Genomic DNA, 16,679 nt, shown 5'->3' with positions numbered 1-16,679 from the left:
GAGAGAGGTGAGACGATGGATATTAAAATTAATGGATTAGAAAAAACATTTGGAAAAACACAAGCGTTAAAGCCGTTGCAGATTGTAATGAAAAAAGGGGAATTCACTACACTTTTAGGACCTTCGGGATGTGGGAAAACGACTTTACTTAGAATGATAGCAGGACTTGAAGAACCGGATAAGGGAGAAATATGTTTTGGAGACCAATGCATGTATTCTGCTACAAAAAAGATAAAGACATCTCCTCATGAACGGAATATCGGTATGGTATTTCAAGATTTTGCTTTATGGCCGCACATGACTGTTTTTGAAAATGTTGCATTTGGTTTAAGAGCTACAAAGCAAACGAATCATTTACGAGAAAAAGTAGGGGATGCGATAAAGCGAGTTCGCCTGCAAGGTATGGAGAAAAGGTATCCACACGAACTTTCTGGTGGACAGCAACAACGTGTCGCATTCGCTAGAGCAATTGTAACAAAACCTCATTTTATTTTGTTTGATGAACCGCTAAGTGCACTCGATGCAATTTTGCGAGAAGAAATGAGAATAGAGCTTATGGATATCGTTCATTCCATTGGTTTAACTGCACTGTATGTCACTCACGATCAAACAGAAGCAATGTCAATGTCAGACCAAATTATTGTCATGAAACAAGGAGAAGTATTACAAAAAGGAACACCGGAAGATATTTATGTGAAACCGTCTCATGAATTTGTTGCCAAATTTGTTGGTAAGGCGAATTGGCTTGTAGAGGGTGAAAAAATGATTCGTCCAGAGCATGTGAGTTGGACAAAAAATGATGTGTGCGAAATGTATACAGGTGAAATTCAGCACGTTACATACGTAGGAGAGCGTTATGAAGTGAAAGTAAATATGGGGACTTTAGGCATCTGGACAGCCTATCACAATAGTAAGCTAAGCATCGGGAAACCAGTATCGTTATATGTACCCAAAAAATGTATTCATCATATAGGGGGAGAATCGTATGAAGAAATTCAGTTCGCTTAAGTCTTTATTTGTATGTACTTTACTATTTTCTACTGTAGTAACAGGTTGTAGTTCAAAGACAGGTAATGCAGATGCAAAAAGTAAAAATATGAATGAAAAGAAAATTGTTGTATATAGTGCAGGGCCAAAAGGGTTAGCAGAAAAAATTCAAAAAGACTTTGAAGAGAAAACTGGTATAAAGGTGGAAATGTTTCAAGGGACAACTGGTAAAATTTTAGCGAGAATGGAAGCTGAAAAGAAAAATCCAGTCGTTGACGTTGTCGTACTCGCTTCCTTACCAGCGATGGAAGGATTAAAGAAAGAGGGTCAAACGTTAGCTTATAAAGAGGCGAAACAAGCTGATAAGCTGCGTTCTGAATGGTCAGATGATAAAGGCCATTATTTCGGGTATAGTGCTTCAGCATTAGGGATTGTGTACAATACAAAAAATGTGAAGACGGCGCCTGAAGATTGGAGCGATATAACGAAAGGAGAATGGAAAGGGAAAGTGAATCTTCCAGATCCAGCACTTTCAGGTTCAGCTTTAGACTTTGTAACAGGATACGTGAAAAAGAATGGACAAGATGGATGGAATTTATTTGAGCAGCTTAAGAAAAATGAAGTTACAGTAGCAGGAGCAAACCAGGAAGCGTTAGACCCAGTTGTAACAGGTGCGAAAGATATGGTCATTGCGGGTGTTGATTATATGACGTATAGCGCAAAAGCAAAGGGTGAACCTGTTGATATTGTATATCCAAAAAGCGGAACAGTTATTAGCCCACGTGCAGCGGGGATTATGAAGGATAGTAAAAATGTTGAAGGTGCAAAAGAGTTTATTGATTATTTATTATCCGATGATGTACAAAAACAAGTTTCTAAAGCGTATTTATTGCCTGGTAGAACAGATATAAAAGCTGAAAATAGACCAAATATAGAAGAGATTCCAGTATTAAATATTGATTGGAAAACAGTTGAGAAAGAGCAAGATGAAATAGGAAAACAATTTAAGAAAGTATTTCAATAAGATGGTGATTCCATGGTAAATCGATTCGTATCAGTAAGACAAGTTGGAATGACGGTAGCGTTATTACTTGTGGCGATGTTAATCGTCATTCCACTTTTTCTTATTTTATTTTCTAGTGTATATGAAAATAGCAGTTGGAATTTTTTAAAGCCTTTTGAAGTGATGCAGAGTGGTGGATTAGCTGGGATTTTTCTAAATTCGATGCTTCTAGGTGCACTCGTTGTAATAGGTGCTACAATATTTGCATTTCCATTGGCATTTATTATGAGCAAAACAGATGTAGGAAAGTATAGTAAGTTAGATATTGTTTTTATGATTCCATTTATGACACCGCCGTATATTGGATCGATGGGCTGGATTTTGTTCATGCAACCTAACGGCTATTTTGAACAATTTTTCCCGATGTTAAAGACAGTTTCATCATCGTTTTTTAGTTTAGGAGGTATGGTATTAATTATGAGTCTGCATTTATTCCCATTCCTTTATTTCATGCTGAAAAACACGTTGCTTCAGATTGGGAGTAGTAAAGAAGAAGCTGCAGCAGTTCATGGCGGAAGTTTTTTCTATCGCTTAAGAAAAATAATATTGCCGTTATTAGTATCAAGTTATGTAATGGGTGCTTTACTCATTTTCGTAAAGACGATTGCTGAATTTGGAACACCGGCTACATTCGGACGTAGAATAGGATTCCACGTGTTAACATCAGAAATTCATAAATTTATTTCGAGTTGGCCAATTGATTTCAGTAGTGCAACAGCATTATCTTCTTTATTACTTAGTGCTTGTGTGCTCATTTGGTATATGCAAAATGTATTGAATCGAAAGTATTCATATGCAATGGTTAGTGGAAAAGGTGTGAAATCTAAAAGATATACTTTGTCTATATTTACGCGCGTTGTAGCATGGATGTATGTAATTGGTTTATTAATCGTATCGATTGGAATTCCATACTTTTCTATACTTATTGCTTCTTTTTCAAAATTAAGAGGCGGCGGTTTACATGTAAATAACTTTACAACAAGTCATTATGAGGCATTGTTTACAATGGGGTCTCCGGGATTAGAGGCTTTATGGAATAGTTTTCTTTTTTCACTCGTAACAGCGATTATTGCGGTAATGATTGGAGTCTTTTTGGCACTTATGATTCGAAAGGGGAAAAAACCTCTGAAAAATGGCTTGATATGTGCGGTATGTTACCGAATATGGTACCAGGAATCGTTATGGTTGTAGGTCTTATTCTATTTTGGAATTCACCATATATGCCTATGTCAATTTATAATACACCAATCATGGTTATCGTAACGTATGTTGTTCTGTTTTTACCTTACACGGTGCAATATGTAAAATCATCACTCGGACAAATTGATGATTCTCTCGTGCAGGCAGGAAGTATTTTTTCGGGAAATTATATTTATATTTTTAGAAAAATAATATTGCCTCTTATTATCCCAGGCATTCTTGCCGGATGGGCGATGACATTTACAATTTCAATAAGAGAGTTAGTAGCATCACTTCTCGTATTACCTCCATCAGTAGAAACGTCAGCAACGTTTATTTTTGCTCAATTTGAACAGGGTGAAGTATCTATAGGAATGGCGATGGCCGTTGTTTCTGTTGGACTTACAACAATGTGCTTATTACTGCTGCAACATATGGAGCAAAAGCGAAAAGGGGTAGCATGATGAGAGTGGAAGTATGGGGAGGAGCAGGAGAATACGGTCGCTCTTGCTATTTTGTAAAAAATAAAGAGACGAAAATAGTATTTGATTGTGGTATTAATCGATCATATGAGAATAGTTATCCAAAAATAGAGGGAGAAGTTGTTCAATTTTTAGATGCGGTATTTTTATCACATATTCATGAAGATCATACGATGGGTTTACCTTTATTGGCGAAGTATGGATATAAGAAAAAAATTTGGACGACTCGTTATACGAAGGAGCAACTGCCGTTATATTATGAAAAATGGAGAAACTATAATGTGATGCAAGGGTGGAAGTTACCTTATAGCGACCAACATATAAAAGATTTAAATTATGTATGTATTGATGAGATTAGTAATCCAAATGAATGGATACAAATTACTCCTACATTGCGGTTTCAGTGGGGGTATAGTGGGCATGTATTAGGAGCTGTTTGGTTTTTAGTTGATATGTGTAATACATACGTATTTTATTCAGGCGACTATTCAGCAGAGTCTAATATACTACGAGCTAATTTACCTGAGAAATTGGGCCACAATATAAAAGTTGCAATTGTAGATGCCGCTTATCACACAGATGATGTTTCGCAAAATGAAAGATTAGACGATCTATGTGCAGAAATTGAACGAGTTATGCAAAATGAAGGAATAGCATTATTACCGCTGCCACAACTTGGTAGGGCGCAAGATATAGTATTGTATTTATATGAACTATATAAAGAATTTCCGCTTATAGTAGATAAAGAAATTTTGGCTGGATTTGAAGAGATGTTCATATATAAAGGTTGGATAAAAAATAATGAAGAACTTAAATGGATTATGGAGAGTTTAAAAAGAAACATAATAGTGATGGATAATGACATTAGTATGCAAAATAGTTACGGAATAGTTGTAATGAGTGATGCGAATATGCAAACGAAACGAGCACAGTTATACTATGAACAACTTCGGAATGAAAAACGGAATGCCGTTATTTTTACTGGGCATATTGCGAAAGGGAGTTTTGCAGAAAAAGTTATGAAAGAACATGTAAGGAGTACATGTAGGGTGAAGAGAGTTCCGTATAAAGTTCACCAAAGTATAAGAGACGTTAAAGAGATGCTAAATACATTATTACCAGAACATACGGTGTTAGTGCACGCTTTGAAAGAGGATACGGATCGATTACAACAAAAGCTAAGTACAGCAGGGTATGAAAATGTATATTCACTTGCAATGGAACGTATAGAAGTCATTTGAAATGTAAAGGGGATAGGTATATGAAAAAAGTATTTGTATTCGTAAGCATTTTCTTTTGTTGTTTCCTTTATAACGTTAAGGAAGGGTTTGCAGCTAGTCCAATGAAACCTAGTTTTGAAGTAAAGTTATTATTGAAGCCAGAACAAGTATTAGGTGATAACAAAGAGATGAAGCAAGAGGTGCTAGAACATTTCTAGGCTGGTACAAAATATGAAAGAATACAAGTGCAATTTTTAGATACTGCGAATAAAAGTTTAAGCGAGGAAGGTTGGTTTGCTAGAATTCGAAAGAAAGAATTTAGTAAAGATTTTGAATTAACATATAAAAAAAGATATCCTATTCCAAATGGTGTAATTCAAGATGCACTAGAAGTAGCTAAAAAAGAAGGATTCGATAGTAATACGGATAGTTATGAGGCGGAAATAGATTGGGGATTTGAGAAGAAAACATTAAGCATTTCAAATAAGAAAAGTTACAGCGCTAAAGGATATGGGATACTTGATTTACCAAATGAACAAGCTGCTCAAAACATGTTAGTAGAAAAATTACCAGGGAAAATGAACAAATGGTTGTATACAAATTGGGGAGAGGAAATGTTAAAGAATTCCCGTATTTACGGTCCTGTATTAATGAAACGATATACAGGAGAGTTTGAAAACATAAAAGCAAATATTGAAATTTGGCCATTAAGTAATACCGGAAAATTAGAAGATGACTTCGTAATAGAAGTGTCATTTAAAACAAATGAAGAAAGTATTGCGACAAAACAAAGGGAATTATTAATGGCGAGTTTAGAGAAAAAAGGCTGGTTGTTACCGAAAGATAGTTTGAAGACAGAGCTTATTTTTCAGTAAATGAGAAAAAAGGAATCCATATTTCTTGGATTCCTTTTTCTAATATATGAGTATTAAGCTAAGTCAGCTGACACGAACATATCACTATTTTGAAGGTTTTTAGAGCGTAAACTATAAGCAACTACCTTCTTTTTATATTGTTTTACAACATCAACATGCTCCTCGTGACTATAAATATAAAATGTAAAATTCTTTTTGCCACGTTTTGCATTGATAATTAAAGGCGTACCCTCATTGTGTGGTGGTGCATAATAGCGATCTAAAAATAAACCTTCGTTAAAATCATGAATAATTTTTGATTTCTGTTCGCCTTCTACGTTATTTCCGTGAATTGTAATAGTCACATTCTCTTCTTCAAGTTTTGGATGTGTTTCGTACTTGCTAATAATGGATTCAATAACAGTGTTAGGAAGGCTAGAAACGATAATTTTAAATGCTCCAAATACAACTAACATTACAATAAACCAAGTCGTCATAGTATATCATCCCCTTTATTCTATTTAATAATATAACTCATATGGTAATAGTACATATGGTGAAGTTTTGTATAATTTGTGAAAAATATGCCATTTTCACGAACGAAATGTTAGAAAAATCAATTTTGTTACAAAAAGTTGAAATCGAAGTATTTTAAAAGAAAAAGGTTTATAATAAAAATATAACTAATAACCATATTACTAATTATAAGGAAGTGTAACTATGAGTACTGTAGCAATCGTATATGGTATTATTCTTTCCACAATTATTGTTTTGTTTTTCGTTGGGGTTTCACGTTATATTCATAAATGGAAAGAAGGCGTTGCGAAATTAAATCACATTGAAGAAGAACTTAGTGATTTAATGTTACATCATGGTAAGTAAACATTTATTTTTTAACTAAACAATGTGAAGAATATCACAAAACGTGCTTTCCTAATGAAGGCATGTTTTTTTGTTGTTTAAGAAAAGAAGTGTTTTTGTATAAATAATCTAATTATTACTTAAAAAGGGAAATTTATTTAGTATAATATATAATATGTTTATTTTAGGGGGAGTATCATGAGGGGATTAAAAGTTGTTGGAATTATAGCTGGAATTACTATAGTAGGCTGTATAGCTTTCTTTTCAGTGAAGGAATATGTCAATTCCAAAGAAGACTCTAATTATGTGCTAAATTACATAAAAGAACATAAGGATGATAAAACAACTTCTTTAATTGTTAAAAGAAATGGTGAAACATTGACATCAATAAATGAAAAAGAAAAATTACCGCTAGCAAGTATGTCGAAAATCGTTATAGCAATTGAATATGCTAAGCAAGTAGCTGAAGGGAAAATAAGAAAAGACGAGAAAATTTCATTGAAAGAATTAGAAAAATACTATGTGAAAAATACTGATGGTGGTGCACACCCTGCATGGCTAGATGATGTAAAAGATAAAGAGTTAGTGAAGGGTGGTCAAACTTCTTTAGAAGAAGTAGTGAAAGGAATGATCCATTATAGTTCGAATGCGAATGCATCATATTTATTGGACAAGCTTGGAGCAGCGCGGATAAATGAAAGTTTGAAAGAGTTAGGCTTAAATAGTCACGATGAATTTTATCCAACGTATACAGGGGCATTATATATGAGGGGCTATGTTGAAAAAGAACTGCATATTCCTCAAAATAAAGCATTGGACAAGCTACGTAATATGTCTAATGATGAATATGTTAAGCATGTATGGCAAATACATGAATGGATGAAAGACGAGAAAGAATGGACAAAACGCGAGATATCGTTAAAAGCCGATATGGATTTTCAGCGTATTTGGTCAGATCGGTTTATAGGTGCAAATGCGAAGGATTACATGAGTTTATTGGAAAAGATAAATAGCAGAAATTATTTTACACCACAAATGCAAGGTGAGGTTGAGAATATATTTAAAGGAACCGTAGGAGAGGGTATATTCGAATTTGCTGGACAGAAAGGTGGTTCTACGGCATTTGTATTAACAAATAGTTTCTATGGTACTGATAAAAAAGGGAATAAGATTGAGATTGTCTTTATGATGAACAATTTGAGTGAAAAAGCATTTGAAAAACTTTTAAGTAATATGGATTACTTTATTCGAGATATTGTCATAAGTGAGGAATTCAGAAATAAATTATAATGAAATAATTTTATTATGTAAACAAAGGGGCACTTATGAAAAGTGCTCTTTTGTAATACAGGATTTTCCAATATTATTATTGAATATAGATGGAAAATAAGAAAGGAGGTTAAAAAATGACAACAATATATTTCGTTCGCCATGCCCATTCTACATATACAAAAGAAGAACGGGAACGACCTTTATCTGAAAAAGGGCACTGTGATGCAGAAAATGTAACGCATTTATTAAAAGATAAACATATTGATGTTGTTATTTCTAGTCCTTACAAAAGAGCAATCCAAACTGTACAAGGAATTGCGAATACATATAAATTATCAATACAAACTGAAGAAGATTTGCGTGAAAGATTATTGAGCACAGAGCCAGTATCAAATTTTAATGATGCTATGCAGAATGTGTGGAAAGATTGGAGTTTTGCATACGAAGGCGGAGAATCGAATACTGTAGCACAAAAGCGCGCTGTAATATGTATACAAAATATATTAAAAAAATATGAAGGTAAGAATATTGTAATAGGCACGCATGGAAATATTATGGTATTACTAATGAATTACTTTAATTCGAAATATGATTTGGAGTTTTGGAAAACACTTCATATGCCTGATGTGTATAAATTAAATTTTGATAAAAATCGTTTCATTTCTGCTGAAAGAATAGAGAAAACAGGTCATCGGTTAAATATTTTGTAAAAGTTTATCAAAAAAAGAGGAAAGAGAGAAGTTATTGTAGAAGTATGACTTTGTAACATAAAAATTATATGTTAAAGGAGGCTGTTTACATGTTTGAGAAAGAGAAAGAAGGGCTTATTGAAGTTCACAACGTATATGAAATTGCACCAGCAGATGGAACAATTATTGGTATGGCAACAGAAGAAGAAATGGAAATTGCTGCTGAACTAGAGCTGCAGTACTATGCCCATTCTCGTTTGCTAGAAGCAAATATTCAGTTAGACGGTTCCTCCTATAAAGAGTTACTTCAGGAGTTCCAGGAGTACGAAAGAAAATCAATGAGCTTTTGGCGAGCAATACATAAGCGTTTAGCTGTGCCATGGGCATGGGTATTACGTATTGATGTTGCGAATGGCCCTATTTATGTAAGTAATGGGAATGCGTATTACGAAGAAATCGATGATGAAGAAGATTATGAATAGATAAGTAAGGAAGCAACTTTAGTTGCTTCCTTTTTTTATTTATAGAGATTGAACAGCCTCAATAATAATATCAGGCCGATCAATTTCGATTCCGTGACCAGCATGTTCGGCAAGTATATATTGGCTATGTATGGAGAGTTGTAATTGTTCATGAATCAGTTCTTGCCACATTGTTTCTAGTCGTGTGGCCTCCTCTTTCGGCATGCCGCCCTCAGTTAACTGAGTAATAGAATATTGAGGGTCTCTACCGATAACGATTAACGGTACTTTTAATGTTTTATATAGCTCTTTTATTGAGCGGGCACAATTTTTCCACTCACATAGTTCGGAAGCTGTTGCTTTATATAACAGAGGAGAGGTAGAAAATTCAATGTACTGTCTTGATTGGTTAGCGAGTATAGATTTTAGTTTATTAGAAAGCATGTCTACATCCATTTTGGAGTATGTATTATATTTTTCAAGCCACATATCATCCGAGTCAGTTTGATCAGAAATTGGTAAATGAAGTTCATCTAAACGGTGTAAGTTCATCGAAGTAGAATCAACTAAAATAAGTGCTTGCAGCTTATCTTCATGTAACATCGCAAAATGTTGTGCACATAAGCCTCCATAGGAATGACCGATTAGAATAAATGGCTCTTGAATAGCTAGTTTGTTTAGTAACATATGTAGCTCTTTTGTAACTTGCCTTATTGTACGTGGCTGATTTCCTAGCTCACTTTTCCCGTAACCTGGGCGATGGTATGAAACGACTGTAAAGTGCTGTGAAAGCTTTTTTATAATAGGAAGCCAATCATAAAATGAGCAAGTCATTCCGGTTTGAATGACTACAGTTTGTTTACCACCTCCTTTTATATGTACTTCTATATTTTGCCCCATTATTTCTACAAATTTATGAATGTTAATTCCTCCTAAGCTTGAAATAATTTTTGACAAGCAAAAACGATACACCAAACACCTATACCGAGTAGGACAGATGTACTAAGTGTAAATGAATTTTTTAAACCAATATAGACAATAAATAATAGTAGTGCTGATGCGGGGAATCCATATAATACCCCTAAAGCAAATTGACTCAATTCTTGTTTATTCCCGCCTTCAAATGAAATCCAAAATAGACTAAGTAAACTCACGAGAGGAAGGGCAGCAATAAAGCCACCTATCGTACTGTAGTGTTTAGCGACTTCAGTGATAACGCCGATAATAAGTGCCGAAACGATTACTTTAACGAGGAAATGCATATTTTGCCTCCTTCGCTAATAACGAAAATGCTTTTTCAATTAATTGTTGTTCTTCTTTTGATAACTGTGATTCTAATATTTTTATCTTTTCTTTATCTAGTAAAGTATGTTTTTCTAATACTTCAATTCCTTCAATTGTTAATGTAAGGTTTACCACTCTTTCATCTTTTTTATTTCTCTCTTTAACGATGAACCCCTTTTGAATAAGGCGCTTTATATGTTCAGATGCTGTGTTATGAGAAAGACTAAGCTCAGTAGCGACTTTTCCAATTGTTATATCTTTCTCACGAGAAACGATTTGTAAAATATGAATTGCTTGGTGGGAAAGGTTGTCCTCGTATTCGTATCGTAAGTGATAATAAATGCTCTCCCAATGTTGATTAATGTTGTTCATAATAATAAATCCCCTTTTTTATATCGTATAGTAAGATATATTCGTCATTTTAGAAATAAAATCCTTTTATTTGGATAAAAAATGTTGAAAAAGTTTATTTTTATTGAAATATAAGGTAATCTATGTGTAAAGGTATACATTTAGCAAGAGAGAGGATGATAGTTGTGAATACATTCAAATGGATGAGTCATGAACAGATGTATGTAGATGAAATACATGTTGAAAAATGTGGTCCTCTTTCAGTCGGCGTATATGGGGGAAATCAAGAAAGTGATGCATATGAACGAGGAGATGCGGTACTTGCTTGGTGGGACCCTGAATTACAATTTGAATTTGTTATGATTTTTGATACACACCACAAAACAAAAAATATTGATTATATAATAGAAGCGATTTCAGAAAGAAAAGAGAAATTAAAAGAGTTATTTTCCTATCCAATACATTTAGCTTTTCATCATACACATATGTACTTATTAGCGTTATTTACAGATGAGTTATTTATTAAAAAGTGTGATCAAGATGATGAGGAACTCGCTTGCTTAATTTGTTTACGAAAAGGCGAATTTTTATATTGGTTATCAGTTGGTGATTGTTTCGCGTATTTATTCCATTCTGAGAAAACGAAAAATGGAAAAGGACGATTAAATAAACGGAAAAATTACGAATATATTGGCAGGAAAAATATTTTTGCAGCAAATACACCTTGCTTTACGTCAGGTGTAAGAGGATTAGAAAAAGGAATGAATCACATTGTAATGGCAACGGACGGTATTTTAGAGTGTGACAAACGAAGGTTTGATGATGATCAATCTTTAGTAGAAATATTACACGACGGAAATAGCTTGCAGATTGAGCCCGTATTAACAAATGTACTGCAGTGGAAAGGTAGAGACTGTGCCACGATTATTGGATGGTCTATTGATACTGATAATAAACAATGTGCTAATTAATATAAAAGGAGTTCAAGGTTTTTATCCTTGAACTCCTTTTTGTTAAGCAATATGGATGTGATATGTTTTCAACCATTCATTTACTTGTAGCATATACTCCATGGCACTTCTTGCTTCAAAATTGTTAATCACTTTATTACTTTGATCAGCAATTGAAAGTAAGATGGAATGGTTAATAAGTGAGAAAATAGGATTGTTTTTATTGTTACACATATCAAGTGTTAAATTACGGATTGTTTGTAAGTAGTGTGGATCTTGTGAAGTTGGATAAGCGCTTTTTCTTCTATTGCGTACATCGTCAGGTAAAGCTGGTTGTAGTGCTCTACGTAAAATGCCTTTTTCAATATTATCAATACTTTTTATGTTGAAAGGAACATTCCATAAATATTCAACTAATCTATAATCGCAAAACGGTACACGAACTTCAAATCCAACAGCCATACTCATACGATCTTTACGGTCAAGTAAGAAAGGAAGGAATCTTGTTAAAAATAAATAAAACATTTGACGTTGTTTCGCGGATTTTTTACTTTCGCCTTCAAGAGTAGGTACTTCAAGTATCGCTTCTTGGAATCGTGTATCAATATAGTCTTCTAGATTGCATTGGTTACTTACTTCATTTAGTAGAAGAGGAGATGTATTTTTCCAATTTGTTAGCCAAGGAAACTTATCTACATATAGTAGTTCTTCTTGATGAAACCAAGGATATCCACCGAATACTTCATCAGCTGATTCGCCGGATAAAGCTACGGTCGCATCTTTTTTCATTTCGCAAAATAGTAAATATAGTGAAGTTTCCATTTCACCAGCACTCGGTAAATCTTTTGCATGAAGGGGAACGAATAAGTGATTTGCTAATTCTTCAGCATTCACAATGATATCATGATGCGCTGTCCCGACATGTTCAGAAACGCGTTTTACCCAAGGAGCGTCTAAACCAGTGCGAGCAAATGTCAGTTCGAAATCTTTTGCGCTATTTACAAAGTCAACAGAATACGTATGAAGTGTTTTATTTTCAGCAGCAAATTCTTTACCCGCAAGTGCAGTAATACCGCTAGAGTCTAATCCGCCTGATAACATACAAACGAGAGGAACATCGGCAATTAATTGTCTTTTTACTGTATCTTGTAAAATAGATAAAATATGCGAAGATGTATCTTCTATAGAGTCTGTATGGAACTTACTTTCTAAATTCCAATACTTCGTAACTACTTTTTTATGACGTGTAAATGTTATAGAATGTCCAGCACGTACTTCTTGAATATGTTTAAAGACGCCACATCCTGGGGTGCGAAATAAGCCTAATCCAAATATTTCATTTATTCCATCCGCATCAATTTCAGCAGGGACAGATGGATGCGCTAATAATGCTTTAATTTCAGAGCCGAAAATAATACTGCCATTTCTTTCTGTAAAAAAGAGTGGTTTTACACCTAAATGATCTCGTGCTAAAAACAATTGTTGCTTCTGATCATCCCATAAGGCAAAAGCGAAAATTCCGTTTAAATGTCGTACGCAGTCTTCTTTCCATTCTAAATAAGCATGTAGTAGTACTTCTGTATCTGAATGGGTTTCAAATGCATGCCCACATTTTTGAAGCTGCTCTCTCAGTTCACGGAAATTATAAATTTCTCCATTATAAGTAAGAGCATACGTATAATCACCAGCACGAAATGTCTTAGGCTGTGTCCCGCCTTCTGGATCAATTACAATTAAACGCCGGTGTGCAAAGGCCGCATGAGGTGAAAACCAAAATCCTTCAGCATCCGGACCGCGATGCTGAATACTATTTGCCATCTTTTTTAAAATAACATGTTGATTTGAAAGGTCTTCTTTCCAATCTACCCAACCTGTAATTCCACACATACACATCTCATCTCCTAATTTTTAAAATAGATTAATGAAATAAAATGTACACTAAATTAAAGAGTGACTATATAAATAGTGTACCACATGAATTAAATTACAGACTTGAGAAAGTTTTCCTTGAATGCATAGTTATGTGAGAAAATGGCTAAGGGAAAGTATTCCATTACATACAAAAAATAAAAAAGATGAGAGAAAAAATTTTCTCAGACGTTATATAGGGTGTAAAAGCTTTTACAAAACAATAAGGGGAATCGCTACATGAAATCAAATGAGAAAAATTTTATAAAAAGATTACAGCGGCAAAAAGAAGACGCGTTAGAATTCGTTGTCGATACATACTTACCACTCATAAAGGGGATCACGCATAAAGTTCTACTTCCCATTCAAAATGATGGACTCATAGAGGAATGTATAAACGATATATTTCTTTCCATTTGGAATAACGCAAATAAATTCCATGGAGAGCCGAGTGATTTTAAAAAGTGGATTGCAGCGATTGCGAAGTTTAAAGCAATTGATTATTACCGGAAATCGACTAAAACAGTAGAAATCATTTCAGATGAGTTTCATATCAGTACAGAAAAATCAGCAGAAGACGAATTAATCGTTATGGAAGATAGGGAAGAATTATTGAAGCTCATTAATCAATTAGAACCGCTAGATCAAAAGGTGTTCATTATGAAATATTTACTTGGTATGAAGACAGAGGAAATAGGCGACAAGTTAGGATTAACTCGGGCAGCAATTGATAATCGAGTGTACCGGGGGAAAAAGAAACTACAACAAAATGCTACGAATATTAGTTTTGGAGGTAGTGCAATATGAAAGACATTTATGAACTATTAAATGATATTGATATAGATGAAAAAGAACTAGAAGAAATTGAGGCTTCTGAAATTGAAAAGGAAAAAGTAAAACGAAATGTAAAACAATCGATACGTACGAAGAAAAAGATGAAAAGTTGGAAAAAAGGTGTCGCTGCTGCATCAATTTTAGTAGGGTTATCGGTTGCAACTCTTGGTATCGGTTTTCCTACATATGCCGGGGGATTGCCAATTGTAGGTGACATATTCCGATTTTTAGATAATGGTAGAACGGGATTATATGAAAATTATAAGGAATTTTCGACTGAGTTGAATATGACAAAAGAGAGTAATGGGGTTAAGGTTACAATTAATGATGTAATTTCTGATGGCAGAACATTATCTATAACGTATTCACTGGAAAGTGAGCAGGACTTAGGGGAGGATCCTATCATATTAGGTGGATTGGATATAATGGACGCTCATGGTAGTTCAGGCAGTGGTAAAATGACTAAAGTTACTGAAAAAAAGTATGTAGGTATGGTAACAACGACGCATCATGATAGCAATAAAAAGGACAAAGTAAACTTTAGATGGAATATAGAGAGAATAGAGATGCCAGATAGGAAAAAATCAATACAAGGTAATTGGAATTTCGCGTTAACTGTAAAATCAGTGGATAGTAAAGAGAGAACAATTGGTGGGAGTTCGGAAAAAGAAGGTATAAAAGCAAATATGGAAAAGGTCGCAATATCGCCAGTTTCATTTATTCTTTATTACAATCAAGAGGTTTCTAAGGGCGCGAGGAAAGAATGGGATAGTGTAGATGTTGAATTGACGGTTAAGGATGATTTAGGGAATATTTATTCGGGTGAAGGAAATGGGGGAAGTGGCAACGATCCTTACAATATCCATTGGAGTGCCACCTTCCAAAAACTAAACGAAAATGCAACAAAGCTTATCGTTACACCTCGCGTGCACTTGCGAGTACATACACCTGAAAATCATGGTGGAGTAGAGTATGTGAATGGGAAAGAGAAGAAAATAGAAGTACCGAAAAAAGAAGCGAAGAGTAAAGATATTGTGTTAGATGATATTGTCATTGATTTAAAGAAATAAAAGAGAGACTGCCTAAAATCATTTAGGCAGTCTTTTTTTTGTTAAGAACTAGTAACGAGCAATGCATGCGGATGCTGCGTTTTATATTCATCTTTCCACGAAATATTTAGTTGTTCCCACGATTCGCCGCTATCATTGGATTGAAAGACGCCATTGTTATTTAACGTGTAGAACGTATGTGGTTCGGCTTCGTTTGTCGCAAACATCGAAATGACTGTACCGATTGCAGATGGTAATCCTTGTTGTACTTGCTGGAACGGAGTATCTTTCGTTTTTCGATAAATATAAGATTCATAAGGGATACGATGATGAGCGAGATCAGCACTTGGCGCAGCAGAAACGAGAATCGTATCACAATCAGCTGGATCGATAGCCATGCTGTATAAATAATGATGTTCAAGTCCTGCACTACATGAGATCCAGCTGTTTCCATTGTTATAACTCTCAAGATAAGCACGATCAGGTCCGCCCATAAATCCGTCACCACATGATGCATAAAGACGATTTGGTGCTTCAGGGTGCATAAGTAATTGATGAGCATCGATAGGAGCACCGAATTTTTTATCAATCCATGTATGCCCTTTATCATTACTTTGAATAACAGCACCAGCTTCGATTGAAACGTGTATTGTATTAGGGTTGTTTGGATCAACTGTAATCCAGCGTACGTGATGGGTAAAAGGTCTAGGCGGGAAAGCCCATGTATAAGAAGATAATAATGATTTCATATTTTTAAGTTCAGTCCACGTTTCACCACCATTTTCAGAGCGAAATAAAGCGCTCGGTTCTGTGCCGACATAAACGACCCCATATCCGTTAACTTGTTCATTTGAGCTTATTGTTATGGAAGTGATAGAGGAGTGCAAAATACCATCTTCTTTAGGGAAATCAAAGTAACGATAAGAATCTCCAATTGGTCGCCATGAATCCCCACTATCGTCACTTAACCATAGACCTCGTCCAAATGTTCCGCAATATACACGATTCTTTTGAAATGGATCAACAGCGATACAGGTAGGTTGCATATTTTGTAAGTGATAAGTCGTTTCATAGTTATCATTGTGTTCTTTCACTACAACAAGTTCACGTTCCATACAGAGAAATAAACGTTTCATTTAAGTAACCTCCTTAAAAATTCTTTCATTAGTAAACAATATGAAAATAAAAAAGAAGTAGTCTTGTTTTATTTGAGAAAAAGGGATTGTTTAAAAAAT

17 protein-coding genes and 2 pseudogenes are annotated in these 16,679 nt (G+C 34.5%); 13 read left to right on the top strand and 6 right to left on the bottom strand.

All coding sequences use genetic code 11. The features are described from left to right. Window positions 1–15 precede the first annotated feature (15 nt). The 5 genes and pseudogenes from ACK1U5_RS10080 (at window position 16) to ACK1U5_RS10060 (ending at window position 5,806) form a co-directional block, all read left to right on the top strand. Window positions 16–1,008, top strand: coding sequence for an ABC transporter ATP-binding protein (locus ACK1U5_RS10080; protein ID WP_044584285.1), 993 nt, complete (start codon window positions 16–18; stop codon window positions 1,006–1,008). Continuing rightward, complete coding sequence (locus ACK1U5_RS10075) at window positions 986–2,011, top strand: ABC transporter substrate-binding protein (RefSeq protein WP_069604789.1); 1,026 nt, start codon at window positions 986–988, stop codon at window positions 2,009–2,011. Before ACK1U5_RS10080 ends, ACK1U5_RS10075 begins: the two co-directional genes overlap by 23 nt. A gap of 12 nt (window positions 2,012–2,023) precedes the next feature. Next, window positions 2,024–3,693: pseudogene (locus ACK1U5_RS10070) on the top strand (ABC transporter permease). Beyond that, entirely contained in the window at window positions 3,690–4,952 is a 1,263-nt protein-coding gene (locus ACK1U5_RS10065) for an MBL fold metallo-hydrolase (RefSeq protein ID WP_069604788.1), read from the top strand. The pseudogene ACK1U5_RS10070 and the gene ACK1U5_RS10065 overlap by 4 nt, the downstream one beginning before the upstream one ends. A 20-nt stretch (window positions 4,953–4,972) precedes the next feature. Further along, window positions 4,973–5,806 (top strand): annotated as a pseudogene (locus tag ACK1U5_RS10060) (hypothetical protein). Window positions 5,807–5,859: 53 nt separating this feature from the next. Here the strand turns inward: ACK1U5_RS10060 and ACK1U5_RS10055 are convergent. Next, entirely contained in the window at window positions 5,860–6,282 is a 423-nt protein-coding gene (locus tag ACK1U5_RS10055; RefSeq protein ID WP_000214592.1) for a YfmQ family protein, read from the bottom strand. Window positions 6,283–6,323: 41 nt separating this feature from the next. Here ACK1U5_RS10055 and ACK1U5_RS10050 point away from each other — a divergent pair, with 41 nt between their 5' ends. The 5 genes from ACK1U5_RS10050 to ACK1U5_RS10030 all read left to right on the top strand — a co-directional run bounded on the left by ACK1U5_RS10050 (window position 6,324) and on the right by ACK1U5_RS10030 (window position 9,089). Continuing rightward, window positions 6,324–6,440 (top strand): hypothetical protein, encoded by a 117-nt coding sequence (locus ACK1U5_RS10050; protein ID WP_001987133.1) that lies wholly within the window; start codon window positions 6,324–6,326, stop codon window positions 6,438–6,440. Between the two features lie 65 nt (window positions 6,441–6,505). After that, window positions 6,506–6,667: a hypothetical protein gene (locus ACK1U5_RS10045; RefSeq protein ID WP_000108701.1), complete on the top strand. Its 162-nt coding sequence runs from the start codon at window positions 6,506–6,508 to the stop codon at window positions 6,665–6,667. Window positions 6,668–6,844: 177 nt separating this feature from the next. Beyond that, window positions 6,845–7,936, top strand: coding sequence for a serine hydrolase (locus tag ACK1U5_RS10040; RefSeq protein WP_001214672.1), 1,092 nt, complete (start codon window positions 6,845–6,847; stop codon window positions 7,934–7,936). 116 nt (window positions 7,937–8,052) lie between these two features. Continuing rightward, window positions 8,053–8,628, top strand: a complete 576-nt coding sequence (locus ACK1U5_RS10035) for a histidine phosphatase family protein (RefSeq protein WP_000208266.1) — start codon at window positions 8,053–8,055, stop codon at window positions 8,626–8,628. Between the two features lie 89 nt (window positions 8,629–8,717). Beyond that, window positions 8,718–9,089, top strand: a complete 372-nt coding sequence (locus ACK1U5_RS10030; protein ID WP_000461766.1) for a hypothetical protein — start codon at window positions 8,718–8,720, stop codon at window positions 9,087–9,089. 39 nt (window positions 9,090–9,128) lie between these two features. Here ACK1U5_RS10030 and ACK1U5_RS10025 read toward each other — a convergent pair whose 3' ends face one another. The 3 genes from ACK1U5_RS10025 to ACK1U5_RS10015 are packed head-to-tail and all read right to left on the bottom strand — an operon-like array spanning window position 9,129 to window position 10,724. Continuing rightward, window positions 9,129–10,040, bottom strand: a complete 912-nt coding sequence (locus ACK1U5_RS10025; protein WP_113710725.1) for an alpha/beta fold hydrolase — start codon at window positions 10,038–10,040, stop codon at window positions 9,129–9,131. After that, the gene (locus ACK1U5_RS10020; RefSeq protein WP_000545640.1) at window positions 10,001–10,330 is read right to left on the bottom strand and encodes a DUF3147 family protein; all 330 of its coding nucleotides are present in this window, start codon (window positions 10,328–10,330) and stop codon (window positions 10,001–10,003) included. The genes ACK1U5_RS10025 and ACK1U5_RS10020 overlap by 40 nt, the downstream gene beginning before the upstream one ends. Beyond that, entirely contained in the window at window positions 10,314–10,724 is a 411-nt protein-coding gene (locus ACK1U5_RS10015) for a MarR family winged helix-turn-helix transcriptional regulator (protein ID WP_069604786.1), read from the bottom strand. Before ACK1U5_RS10015 ends, ACK1U5_RS10020 begins: the two co-directional genes overlap by 17 nt. Before the next feature lie 122 nt (window positions 10,725–10,846). On the opposite strand from ACK1U5_RS10015, the gene ACK1U5_RS10010 reads away from it, so the two are divergent. Beyond that, window positions 10,847–11,674, top strand: coding sequence for a protein phosphatase 2C domain-containing protein (locus tag ACK1U5_RS10010; protein WP_001999549.1), 828 nt, complete (start codon window positions 10,847–10,849; stop codon window positions 11,672–11,674). A gap of 42 nt (window positions 11,675–11,716) precedes the next feature. Here the strand turns inward: ACK1U5_RS10010 and asnB are convergent, their stop codons facing one another. After that, window positions 11,717–13,540 carry an asparagine synthase (glutamine-hydrolyzing) gene (asnB, locus tag ACK1U5_RS10005; RefSeq protein ID WP_069604820.1) on the bottom strand — a complete coding sequence of 608 codons (1,824 nt, stop codon included), beginning with the start codon at window positions 13,538–13,540 and terminating at the stop codon, window positions 11,717–11,719. Window positions 13,541–13,801: 261 nt separating this feature from the next. Here asnB and ACK1U5_RS10000 point away from each other — a divergent pair, with 261 nt between their 5' ends. Next, window positions 13,802–14,368, top strand: coding sequence for a sigma-70 family RNA polymerase sigma factor (locus ACK1U5_RS10000; protein ID WP_000840007.1), 567 nt, complete (start codon window positions 13,802–13,804; stop codon window positions 14,366–14,368). After that, window positions 14,365–15,465: a DUF4179 domain-containing protein gene (locus ACK1U5_RS09995; RefSeq protein WP_003312848.1), complete on the top strand. Its 1,101-nt coding sequence runs from the start codon at window positions 14,365–14,367 to the stop codon at window positions 15,463–15,465. The genes ACK1U5_RS10000 and ACK1U5_RS09995 overlap by 4 nt, the downstream gene beginning before the upstream one ends. A gap of 41 nt (window positions 15,466–15,506) precedes the next feature. On the opposite strand, the gene ACK1U5_RS09990 is transcribed toward ACK1U5_RS09995, so the two are convergent. Next, entirely contained in the window at window positions 15,507–16,580 is a 1,074-nt protein-coding gene (locus ACK1U5_RS09990) for a WD40/YVTN/BNR-like repeat-containing protein (RefSeq protein WP_000825300.1), read from the bottom strand. Window positions 16,581–16,679 lie beyond the last annotated feature (99 nt).

This window comes from Bacillus sp. XB1 (assembly GCF_053557995.1).
This window is presented reverse-complemented; position numbering and strand designations above follow the sequence as displayed.

What these genes read in the sequence shown, in the direction of transcription:
- ACK1U5_RS10075 (WP_069604789.1), top strand. Translation starts at nt 986, where the DNA reads ATGAAGAAATTCAGTTCGCTTAAGTCTTTATTTGTATGTACTTTACTA.
- ACK1U5_RS10065 (WP_069604788.1), top strand. Translation starts at nt 3,690, where the DNA reads ATGATGAGAGTGGAAGTATGGGGAGGAGCAGGAGAATACGGTCGCTCT.
- ACK1U5_RS10000 (WP_000840007.1), top strand. Translation starts at nt 13,802, where the DNA reads ATGAAATCAAATGAGAAAAATTTTATAAAAAGATTACAGCGGCAAAAA.
- ACK1U5_RS10080 (WP_044584285.1), top strand. Translation starts at nt 16, where the DNA reads ATGGATATTAAAATTAATGGATTAGAAAAAACATTTGGAAAAACACAA.
- ACK1U5_RS10050 (WP_001987133.1), top strand. Translation starts at nt 6,324, where the DNA reads ATGGTAATAGTACATATGGTGAAGTTTTGTATAATTTGTGAAAAATAT.
- ACK1U5_RS10030 (WP_000461766.1), top strand. Translation starts at nt 8,718, where the DNA reads ATGTTTGAGAAAGAGAAAGAAGGGCTTATTGAAGTTCACAACGTATAT.
- ACK1U5_RS10055 (WP_000214592.1), bottom strand. Translation starts at nt 6,282, where the DNA reads ATGACGACTTGGTTTATTGTAATGTTAGTTGTATTTGGAGCATTTAAA.
- asnB (WP_069604820.1), bottom strand. Translation starts at nt 13,540, where the DNA reads ATGTGTGGAATTACAGGTTGGGTAGATTGGAAAGAAGACCTTTCAAAT.
- ACK1U5_RS09990 (WP_000825300.1), bottom strand. Translation starts at nt 16,580, where the DNA reads ATGAAACGTTTATTTCTCTGTATGGAACGTGAACTTGTTGTAGTGAAA.
- ACK1U5_RS09995 (WP_003312848.1), top strand. Translation starts at nt 14,365, where the DNA reads ATGAAAGACATTTATGAACTATTAAATGATATTGATATAGATGAAAAA.
- ACK1U5_RS10045 (WP_000108701.1), top strand. Translation starts at nt 6,506, where the DNA reads ATGAGTACTGTAGCAATCGTATATGGTATTATTCTTTCCACAATTATT.
- ACK1U5_RS10010 (WP_001999549.1), top strand. Translation starts at nt 10,847, where the DNA reads ATGTGTAAAGGTATACATTTAGCAAGAGAGAGGATGATAGTTGTGAAT.
- ACK1U5_RS10015 (WP_069604786.1), bottom strand. Translation starts at nt 10,724, where the DNA reads ATGAACAACATTAATCAACATTGGGAGAGCATTTATTATCACTTACGA.
- ACK1U5_RS10040 (WP_001214672.1), top strand. Translation starts at nt 6,845, where the DNA reads ATGAGGGGATTAAAAGTTGTTGGAATTATAGCTGGAATTACTATAGTA.
- ACK1U5_RS10020 (WP_000545640.1), bottom strand. Translation starts at nt 10,330, where the DNA reads ATGCATTTCCTCGTTAAAGTAATCGTTTCGGCACTTATTATCGGCGTT.
- ACK1U5_RS10035 (WP_000208266.1), top strand. Translation starts at nt 8,053, where the DNA reads ATGACAACAATATATTTCGTTCGCCATGCCCATTCTACATATACAAAA.